7 protein-coding genes and 2 pseudogenes are annotated in these 9,912 nt (G+C 72.9%); 5 read left to right on the forward strand and 4 right to left on the reverse strand.

Annotation, left to right across the window (positions count from 1 at the left end):
- Positions 1–44: 44 nt before the first annotated feature.
- Positions 45–1,460 carry a hypothetical protein gene (locus tag HN013_RS20485; protein ID WP_171168289.1) on the reverse strand — a complete coding sequence of 472 codons (1,416 nt, stop codon included), beginning with the start codon at positions 1,458–1,460 and terminating at the stop codon, positions 45–47.
- Between the two features lie 129 nt (positions 1,461–1,589).
- On the opposite strand from HN013_RS20485, the gene cqsA reads away from it, so the two are divergent.
- The gene (gene cqsA, locus HN013_RS20490) at positions 1,590–2,792 is read left to right on the forward strand and encodes an alpha-hydroxyketone-type quorum-sensing autoinducer synthase (RefSeq protein WP_171168291.1); all 1,203 of its coding nucleotides are present in this window, start codon (positions 1,590–1,592) and stop codon (positions 2,790–2,792) included.
- A gap of 111 nt (positions 2,793–2,903) precedes the next feature.
- On the opposite strand, the gene HN013_RS20495 is transcribed toward cqsA, so the two are convergent.
- Positions 2,904–3,827 (reverse strand): SDR family oxidoreductase, encoded by a 924-nt coding sequence (locus HN013_RS20495; RefSeq protein ID WP_312018664.1) that lies wholly within the window; start codon positions 3,825–3,827, stop codon positions 2,904–2,906.
- 276 nt (positions 3,828–4,103) lie between these two features.
- Here HN013_RS20495 and HN013_RS20500 point away from each other — a divergent pair, with 276 nt between their 5' ends.
- On the forward strand, positions 4,104–6,551 hold the full coding sequence (locus HN013_RS20500) for a SpoIIE family protein phosphatase (protein ID WP_171168295.1): 2,448 nt from the start codon (positions 4,104–4,106) through the stop codon (positions 6,549–6,551).
- 10 nt (positions 6,552–6,561) lie between these two features.
- Here the strand turns inward: HN013_RS20500 and HN013_RS20505 are convergent, their stop codons facing one another.
- A complete protein-coding gene (locus tag HN013_RS20505; protein WP_171168297.1) occupies positions 6,562–7,770 on the reverse strand; it encodes a cation:proton antiporter in 1,209 nt (402 codons plus the stop codon).
- Positions 7,771–8,187: 417 nt separating this feature from the next.
- Between HN013_RS20505 and HN013_RS20510 the strand changes: the two genes are divergently transcribed.
- Positions 8,188–8,613 carry a hypothetical protein gene (locus tag HN013_RS20510; protein WP_171168299.1) on the forward strand — a complete coding sequence of 142 codons (426 nt, stop codon included), beginning with the start codon at positions 8,188–8,190 and terminating at the stop codon, positions 8,611–8,613.
- Between the two features lie 28 nt (positions 8,614–8,641).
- Here the strand turns inward: HN013_RS20510 and HN013_RS20515 are convergent, their stop codons facing one another.
- Positions 8,642–8,944 carry a hypothetical protein gene (locus HN013_RS20515; protein WP_004953812.1) on the reverse strand — a complete coding sequence of 101 codons (303 nt, stop codon included), beginning with the start codon at positions 8,942–8,944 and terminating at the stop codon, positions 8,642–8,644.
- A 313-nt stretch (positions 8,945–9,257) separates the two neighbouring features.
- On the opposite strand from HN013_RS20515, the pseudogene HN013_RS34180 reads away from it, so the two are divergent.
- Positions 9,258–9,449, forward strand: a pseudogene (locus HN013_RS34180) (N-acetyl-gamma-glutamyl-phosphate reductase); the annotation flags it as partial.
- 128 nt (positions 9,450–9,577) lie between these two features.
- Positions 9,578–9,912: pseudogene (locus HN013_RS33725) on the forward strand (N-acetyl-gamma-glutamyl-phosphate reductase); the annotation flags it as partial.

The following is a 9,912-nucleotide window of genomic DNA, read 5'->3' on the forward strand; positions in this document are numbered from 1 at the left end:
CGGCCCGGGCGTGCGCGCCCGGTCCCCGTACGGCGGCCGAGGGCTCACCGGCCGCCGGGGCGCGGAGCTCGCATCGCCCGCCAGAACAGGTCCGGCCGCATCAGGTGCGCGGGCCCCTTGCGCATGTTGACCACGTCGAAGAACGCGCGCTGCACCCGGGCGTCGGTCACACCGGCGGTGTTCACCCGCGCGGTGAACCGGTGGGTCAGCGCACAGCCCCTGGGCCGCGGGCCGTGGGCGTGGGGGAGACGGAGGTCCTCGACGACGGAGACGCGCCAGGCGTTGTCGACCACGCGACGCAGCCTGCGGAAGAACGGCCATGCCGCGACCGTGAGGTCCGGCCCGGAGCGCAGCCAGTCGGCGAGGATCCGGGCATGCAGGGCCGCACACGTCATCCCCTGCGCGTAGACCGGGTTGAAAGCGGCGACAGCGTCACCCACCGCCACCAGACCCGCCGGAAAGTCCCCGAGCCGGTGGAAGTCGCGTCGCACGCTGTCCGGTACCCGGTAGGTGAGCACCGGGCCCGCCGGCCGGCAGTGCCGGGCCAGGGTGCGCAGCGGCCGCGCCGGATCGGCTCGGCAGCGTTCGAGGAAGCCGTCCAGCTCGCGGCCCGGCCGGTCCTGTGCGTAGCCGGCGACGGCCGCCATCCATCGCCGTCCCTCCACCGGGACCAGGACCGCGGCCCCGGCACCACCGCCCGCCGCGGTCCGCTGGGAGTGCACGGCCACCACGCCGTCCACCAGTTGACCGGGAGAGCGGTGGAAGGCGAGCGTGGCGTAGCCCAGGTCGATGTGGACCCGCCGGGTGGGCGGCGGCGGGTGGCCCGCCGCCGCCAGCCAGTGGCCGAGCCTGCTGGAGCGGCCGGTGGCGTCCACCACCAGGTCGGCGGCGAAGCGCTCGGCCGCGGCGCGTGACGCCTCTCCCGCGGCTCCCGTCGGAGTGATCACCGCGCCGTCGACGCGGCCGGCGGTGCTGCTCAGCGCCACCACGCGCCCCCGGACCAGGCCGACGTGCGGCAGGGCCAGGACCCTTCGGCGGATGCGTCCCTCCAGCAGGGGGCGGGTCAGGCCCAGGACCGTCTCCCCGAGCACGGGAGCTCTGAAGTGGCCGTCGATGGCCGCGACGGCATCGATGCCGACATGGCACCGCACGGCACCGGCTGCCGTGAGTTCTCCGGTCAGTCCCGGGAACCGGTCGCCGACCTCATCGAGCCCCTTGGCCAGCAACGCGTGAAGCTGGGCCGACTGGGGCGCTCCGGGGCGTCCGCCCGCCTCCGCGACGAGGTCGTCGCTGTCGACGAGGACCACCTCCCCGACCCACTCGGACACCGCGTACGCGGCGAGAAGCCCCGCCAGGCCGGCGCCGAGGACCACCACCCGCTCGGCACGGATCCGCCGGCCCCGGCGGGCGGCCCCGCGGACCGGCGCGCGCCGCCCCGGTTGTGACTCACCCTCAGGCACCCGTTCCTCCCGACAAGTCGTCATACATGGTACTGAACGCCTACTCCGCGCGATACTGGGTACGGTTCTCACGCAACAGCGGCCCGCCGTCCGCCACTTCGCCGTTCCGTCCGACTGAGCCAGGTGCCCATGACAGACGCCGCGCGCCCCGGCCCCATCGAACCGACGCACCTGACCGGCCGGATCGAGGCCGGCCATGAACGGATGCGTTCCCGATGGCACGGCATGCATCTCTTCCGCGACCGTCCCCGCCCCGCGGCGGACGCCATCTGTCTGCTCAGCAACGACTACCTCGCCCTGTCACGGCACCCCGACATCATCCGGGCGCAGATCACCTCCCTGAGGGAGCAGGGCAGCGGAACGCTGATGTCCGCCGTCTATCTGCGGGCCGACGACGCCCAGTTCGTCTTCGCCGACGTCATGGCCGACTACCTCGGCAGCGAAGCGGTCGTGCTGTGCCAGTCGGGCATGGCCGCCAACATCGGCCTCGTCCAGGTGCTCGTCGCGGCGGACACGCCCGTGCACCTGGACCTGCGCTCCCACGCGTCGCTGTGGCAGGGCGTCGTCGCGGCCAGGGCCCACTGCCGTCCGTTCCGCCACAACGAACCGGACGATCTGGAAGCCGGAATCGCTCACTACGGCCCCGGGCTGATCGCGGTGGACTCGCTCTACAGCGTGGAAGGCGACCTGTGCCCGCTGGCCGATCTGGTCGAGATCGCCGACCGCCACGGGTGTCCGCTGCTCGTCGACGAATCCCACGCCCTGGGCGTCCTCGGTCCTCAGGGACGGGGGCTCACGGTCGCCCTCGGGCTGACCGACCGCGTCGCCTTCCGTACGGCCAGCCTCAGCAAGGCGTTCGCCGGCCGCGCCGGCCTCGTCGCCGCTTCCCGGCGGTGCGCCGACTTCTTCCCCTTCTACTCCCTGCAAGCGATCTTCAGCTCTGCCGTACTCCCCTACGAAGTCGCCGGCCTGGCGGCCGCACTGGAGGTGATCCGCGGGGCAGATCTCCGCCGGCGCAACCTGCACCGGCAGGCCGCATGTCTGCGTGAGGGACTCACCGACCTCGGTTACGACATCGCCCCCAGCTGCACTCAGATCATCTCGCTGCGGCCCGGAAGCGAGAGCGGCATGCCCCGGCTCCAGAGCGCCTTCGACCGCCGCGGCGTCTTCGGCGCGCCTTTCGTCGCCCCGGCCACTCCCGAGGATGATCCGGCTCTCAGGTTCTCCGTTCACGCCGACCTCACCGACCAGCAGGTCGCGGCCATTCTGGAGGCGGCTGCCGAGGCCCGTACGGACGTCTTTCCCCGGTCCCGGGCCCGGTGGGCGAGGTAGCCGCGAGAGCGAGCGGTCGCCCACAGCCGGGGCGGACTCCGGCGGACCGGAGCCGACGCCATGGAACCGCCCCCGCGGAGCACCGCGCGTCCACGCGGAACCGCGCCGGGCTCAGGGCGCTTCGCGTCCGGGAACCGCCCGCAGTCCCGTCAGCGCACGTTTGGCGAAGTCTGTCACCACCCGGGGGGCCGCGCGCTCCATCAGGCATTCGATCCGGCAGTCCAGCCCGGCGAGGTACCTGGCCCGCGGCCGCCTGGCCCGCAGCACCCGCTCGACCGTCCGGGCCACCGGCCGGGGCTCCGGAAGCCGGGACGTGGCGGACACGAGCCGGGACGCACGCCGGTAGCCCGGCGAGTACGGGGATTCCCCGATGCCGGTGATGGTGGAGAAGCCCCGTTCCCAGATCCCCGTCGCGAAACTGCCGGGGGCCACGACGACCGCGTGCACCCCCCACCCCGCGCACTCCATCCGCAATACCTCGGTGGAGCTCTCCAGCGCGCTCTTGCTGGCGCTGTACAGACCGAGCAGCGGCACCGGCACCCGTCCGGCCACCGACGAGATGTTGATGATGCGCCCGTACCGCTGCGCCCGCATACCCGGCAGGACCAGGCGGGCCAGCCGCAGCGGCCCGAAGAGGTTCACCTCGAACAGCTCACGCGCCTCGTCGTCGCCGGAGTCCTCCAGCGCGGCCCCGATCGCTGTCCCCGCGTTGTTGACCAACGCCGTCAGACGGCCGTGAGCCAGGTGCAGTGCCTCTTCCACGGCGTGCTCGCAGGAGAGCGCGTCGGCCACATCGAGGACAACGGTGTCGATCACCACTCCGGCCTTGCGGGCATCGTCCTGGAGCCCGTGCGCCTTGGCGGCCGTGCGTGCGGTGGCGACCACCTGGTAGCCGCCCCGGGCCAGGTGGAGGGCCACCGTCCGCCCGATCCCGCTTGTCGCCCCGGTCACCATGACGGAGGGCGGGAAACCCCATCGGTCACGTGCCCTGCGGTGTCCCATAGTGGTCCCGTACCTTCCGTGACCGCGCACCATGACGTACGTCCAGCATGAAGCAACTCACTTCGTACGCAGACCTGTTCAGCACGGATTCACCCTCACGAGGCATTCCCTCGATGTCGTGGCGGCACCCTCCGCTGCTTCCCGGGCCCGGGCAGCGGTCCGGGTGTCGTGGCCGGCGATCCCGTCGGACGAAGCCCGGGCCCACCGCAAGGCCCCGGCCCGGCCCGAAGGGCGCGTCGGCCGCACACCCGTCACTGTGGAAGGTGTCCCCGGCGCGAGCGCGACCGGCACCGCGGAAGGAGGCAGCCGATGGCGGACGCACCGACGACGCCCGTCAGTGAGAGCCCGGACGACCCGTTCTCGCTCGGCCGCGCGGCCACGATGGTGCTGGACCACCGGGGAACGGTCGTCGGCTGGGGCAAGCACACCGAGGCGCTGCTGGGCCACCGGGCCGTGGACGTGACCGGGAAGCCCGCCGTCGATGTGCTGCTCGCGCCCCGCGACCGGGCCGTCGTGGCGGAGGCGGCGGCGGACTGTGTCCGGGACGGCGGCTGGTTCGGTGTGGTTCCCGTGGTCCGGGGCGACGGCAGACGGATCCATGTCGGGATCCGGGCCCGCCTCGTCGCCCGGCCGGACGCCCCTCAGGAATGGTTCCTGGTCGGCGCCCCCGCCGAGGACGTCGTCCAGTGGGAGACCGACCGGTCGGTGCTCGACGGACTGTTCCGGCGGTCGCCCATCGGGCTCGCCGTCCACGCGCCCGACCTGAGCGTCCTCCGTGTCAACCGGGCCGTCGCCCGCATCGCCGGCATCCAGGCCGACCAGGCCATCGGCCACCGGACCGGCGACTTCGTGGTCACCGAGGACGCCGACACGGTGGAGGGAGGGCTGCGGCGGGTGCTGGAGACCGGACGGCCCATGATCTTCACGGAACAGCCGTGCCGGCTCCGCTCGGACCCGTCGGACGAGCGGTTCGTCTCCGTGTCGGCCTTCCGGATGACGGACTCGGCCGGACGGGTGCTCGGCGTCACCCAGTTGGTCGAGGACGTCACCGAACGCCACCGCGCCCGGGTGCGGCTCGCGCTGCTCAACGAGGCCGGCCGGCGCATCGGGACCACACTGGACGTGGCCACGACCGCCCGCGAGCTGGCCGACGTCCTCGTCCCCGAGCTCGCCGACTGCGTCTCCGTCGACCTGCTGGAACCCGTCAGCCGCGGCGAGGAACCCTCGCAGGACGGCTCCGGTCCGGTGTGCCGGGCCGCGGTCCGGTCCCTCGTCCCCGAGGCGGCGGAGGCGCTGCACCCGGCCGGGCACCGCATCGACCTCCCGCCGGACAGCCCCCAGGCCCGCTGCCTCGCCGAGAAGCGCCCGGTGCTCCTCCGCCACGGCCAGGGCCCCACCGGCCTGACCGCCCTGGCCCAGGAACGCGCGGCCCGCGCGGCCGAACTCGGCGTCCACTCCGTCATGATGGTGCCGCTGGTCGCCCGCGGCCTCGTCCTGGGCCTCGTCGTCCTCTGGCGCACCCGCCGCCCCGAGGCGTTCGAGGACGACGACCTCACGCTCGCCACCGAGTTCGCCGCCCGCGCCGCCGTCTGCATCGACAACGCCCGCCGGTACACCCGGCAGCACCAGGCGGCGCTCTCCCTGCAGTGCCGGCTGCTCCCCGGCGAGGTGCCCGACCTGCCCGCCGTCGAGGTAGCCCACCGGTACATCCCGGCGGGCGCGGCGGAGGGCGTCGGCGGCGACTGGTTCGACATCATCCCGCTCTCCGGGGCACGTGCCGCCCTCGTCGTCGGCGATGTGATCGGCCACGGCATCGACGCCGCGGCCACCATGGGCCGGCTGCGCACCGCCGTCCACACCCTGGCCGAACTCGACCTCGAACCGGAGGAAGTCCTGTCGCACCTGGACGACCTCGTGCACCGGGTGGCCGCCGAGCAGGAGGTCAACAGCCGCGACTTCCCCAACGACCAGGTGACCGGCGCCAGTTGTCTCTACGCCGTCTACGATCCGGTCTCCCGCCGCTGCTCGCTGGCGCGCGCCGGCCACCCGCCGCCCGCGGTGGTGACCCCGGACGGCCGGGTGAGCCTCCCCGACCTGCCCGCCGGGCCGCCGCTCGGCCTGGGCGGGCTGCCCTTCGAGGCGGCGGACCTGGAGCTCCCCGAGGGAAGCGTGCTGGCCCTCTTCACCAACGGGCTCATCCAGCCGCCCGGCGGCGACGTCGACACCGCGCTCGCGGACCTGACCCGCGAACTCGCCCACCCCGGGCGCCCGTTGCCCGAGCTGGCCAGGTCCGTGGTGGAGGCGCTGCTGCCCGCGCGCCCCCACGACGACGTCGCCCTGCTGCTGGCCAGGACCCGCGTCCTGGGCCCGGAGCGGGTGGCCACCTGGACACTGCCCGCCGACGAACAGTCCGCGTCCATGGCCCGCAGACTGATGACCGACCAGCTGACGGAGTGGCAGCTGGACGACATGGTCTTCTCGACCGAACTGGTCGTCAGCGAACTGGTCACCAACGCCTACCGCTACGCGGGCGGCGGCGACGTGACCCTCCGCCTCATCCGCGGCCACAGCCTGATCTGCGAGGTGTCCGACACCAGCAACACCTCGCCGCACCTGCGCCGGGCCCGCAGCACCGACGAGGGCGGCCGGGGCCTGTTCCTGGTCGCCCAGCTGACCGAACGGTGGGGGACCCGCTACGAGCGGGAGGGCAAGACCGTCTGGACGGAGCAGCCGCTGCCGCCCGGGCACGCCACCTGAGCCGGGCGGCTCAGACGGTGTCGGCGTGCTCCACGGCGGGGGCGGCCGGTGCCCGTACGGGCGCGGCGGCCCGGCGGGTGACGCGCCGCGCCAGCGGTTCCGTCCAGCGCGCGGCGAGCGGGCCCAGGACCACCAGCACCAGGACGTAGGCGGTGGCCAGCGGCCCGACCCGCGGCTCGGCGCTCACGGCGAGGCCGGCGATGACGATGGAGAACTCGCCCCGGGCGACCAGGGTGCCGCCGGCCCGCCAGCGCGCCGCGGAACCGGCCCCCGCCCGGCGGGCGGCGTACCAGCCGGTGGCCACCTTGGTGAGCGTGGTGACACCGGCCAGTGCCACGGCGGGCCCGAGCACCGGCGGCACGGACGCCGGGTCCGTGCTCAGTCCGAAGAAGACGAAGAAGACGGCGGCGAACAGGTCCCGCAACGGGGACAGCAGGGCACGGGCGTCCTCGGCGACCTCGTCCGAGAGCGCGATGCCGATGAGGAAGGCCCCCACCGCCGCCGAGACGTTCAACTCCTGGGCGATGCCCGCGAAGGACAGCGTCAGCCCGAGCACCACGAGCAGCATCCGCTCGGGGTTGTCCGAGGAGACGGCCCGGCTGATGAGACGGCCGTGGCGCAGCGCCACGTAGAGCACACCCGTCACCGTGACCAGGGCGACCAGCAGGGTGAGGCCGCCCGCCGACAGACTGAGGCCCGCCTGCAGGGCGGTGAGGAGCGGCAGGTAGACGGCCATCGCCAGGTCCTCGATGACGAGGACGCCGAGCACGGCGGGCGTCTCCACGGCCCCCAGGCGGCCGAGGTCGCCGAGTACCTTCGCGATGATCCCGGACGACGAGACCCAGGTGACCCCCGCCAGAGCCACACCGGCCACCGTCCCCCAGCCCAGCAGAGCGGCGGCGACGAGCCCCGGCAGGGCGTTGAGGACGAAGTCCACGGCTCCCGAGGGGAACTGTGTCCGCAGACTGCGGACGAGTTCGGCGGGCGTGTACTCCAGCCCCAGGAGAAGCAGCAACAGGACGACGCCCACCTCGGCTCCCGTGGCGACGAACCCCTCGCTGGCGCCGAGCGGACGGATGCCGCCGCGGCCGAACGCCAGCCCCGCGAGCAGATAGAGGGGTATGGGGGAGAAGCCGATCCGGCCGGCGAGGCGGCTGAGGAGTCCCAGGGCGAGGATGATGGCCCCGAGTTCGATGAGCAGCGCGGTGGTCTGGTGCATGGGCGGCTGTCCTCCGGCGGTCGAGGGGCTACGGCAGCTGTGCCTGCGCGGGATGCGGAGCGTTCCTGGAACGGCGACGGAAAGGGGTCGGACGACACAGGAGTCGTGGGGCGACAGGTGCGGGCGGGAGTAGGTGCCACGGCCTGGCCGGCGAGCCGACGCGCAGTCGGTCCCCGGTCGGCCCGATCGGCCGCTCATCGGATCGATGGCATCGCTCGTCGGAGCATCCTAGCGGAGAATGCAATAGTTTTATCCGGTTTCTTCGGAGCTGCGACGCACGCCCCCGCCTCGCGTCGTGCGCCGCGAATTCACCCTGCCGCCACGATGAGTTGGCTGGTAAGGGCGGGTGGAGGGCCCGTGGGCGTGCGAGGGGGGCGGGGGTGCGCCACCCACCGGTCCGGCCCAGGCTCCCCGGTCATGCGACAACTCCCGCACGACGCGACGACCGTGGCCCCTGCCGTGACGGCCCCGGCCCGGAGGATCCGCCGGGCCCGGATCCCCAAGCCCGACTTCGACAAGTTCCTCGCCGGCAAGAACCTGCTGTACGTACGGCTGATGCTGCCGGTCATGACCGTGGTCGCGATGGTCGCCCAGGTCGTGGAAGTCGTCTACCGCGCGGATCCGACGGTCTACGGCGTCGTCATGAGTCCGTACTGGTGCACACGTACCCTGTGGCGCGCCTGCCGACCGGTGGCCACTCCCGAAGCCCTGGCCCGGCGGACCGAGGCGCGCGAAACGATCCGAACCGTGTTCGGACGTCTGGGGGTGACCTTGCTCGTCGTCCTCGCCCTGGCCGCGATCGTCTTCGCGGTCGTCGCCTGGATCGCGTCGCGGGGGGACTGACGCCGGGGATGGGCCGCCGACTCCGCCCTCACCCCTCGGGGTTGGCCTCCAGGCAGGTCAGCTCGATCTCGTCGACGAGTGCCTCGTACGTCTTGCCCGTCAGCTGGGCGACGTTCTCCATGCCCACCGCCGCCCATCCCGCCAGGCTCATGACGAGCGACCGGAGTCCGTCGGTGCCGAGCCGGGCCAGCACGTCGTCGGCCACGCCCAGCGCCTCCTCCGGCACTCGCTCGGCGGGCTCCAGGCCGACCACCGTCCGCAGCAGGCCGACCGTCACCCGGCTGATCTCCGGGGCGATCGCGTACAGACGGCGGTCTTCTTCCTCGTCCATGCTTCCCTTTCCGTCGGGCGGCGGCGTGCGGCCGGCCCCATGCGAGACGGGAAGGTGTCTACCAGAAGGAACAGCGGCCTCACCAGGCAGAGTTGACGCACATCGGTGCTGTCCTGGGCAAACGCGGGGAGACCTCACCCGCGTGAGTGATTCCGCGGCATGCCCCCGGATGGGCACCCCGGCCATTTCGGACAGTAAGGTTAGCCTAAGCTAAGCTTCATCGGGCGGCCGCTCCGACCTCAGGCGTCACGCGAACTTCCCCGCAGCTGACGACCCACGACCACTGACGAGCAGGGAACGGATCCGAGGACAGATCATGGTGCGCATAGCTGTGGCGGGCGCGAGCGGATACGCGGGCGGTGAACTGCTGCGCCTCCTGCTGGGACACCCCCGGGTCGAGATCGGCGCACTGACCGCCGGATCGAACGCCGGACGGCCGGTCGGGGACGTGCAACCCCATCTCACCCCGCTGGCCGGGCGGGTGTTCCAGAAGACCTCGGCCGAGGTTCTGGCCGGGCATGACGTTGTGTTTCTGGCGTTGCCGCATGGGCAGTCCGCTGCTGTTGCGGCGGGGCTGGGCGAGGACGTGCTGGTTATTGACTGTGGTGCGGATTTTCGGTTGCGGGATGCGGGGGNCTGGCCGGGCATGACGTTGTGTTTCTGGCGTTGCCGCATGGGCAGTCCGCTGCTGTTGCGGCGGGGCTGGGCGAGGACGTGCTGGTTATTGACTGTGGTGCGGATTTTCGGTTGCGGGATGCGGGGGAGTGGGAGCGGTTCTACGGGACCGCGCATGCGGGGACGTGGCCGTACGGGTTGCCGGAGTTGCCGGGTGGGCGGGTGGCGTTGAGGGGTGCGCGGCGTGTTGCGGTGCCGGGGTGTTATCCGACGGCGGTGTCGCTGGCGCTGTGGCCGGCGTTCGGGGCGGGGCTGGTGGAGCCGGAGGCGGTGATCGTGGCGGCGTCGGGGAC

It is taken from the genome of Streptomyces sp. I05A-00742, from assembly GCF_013055795.1.
GTDB lineage: Bacteria > Actinomycetota > Actinomycetes > Streptomycetales > Streptomycetaceae > Streptomyces.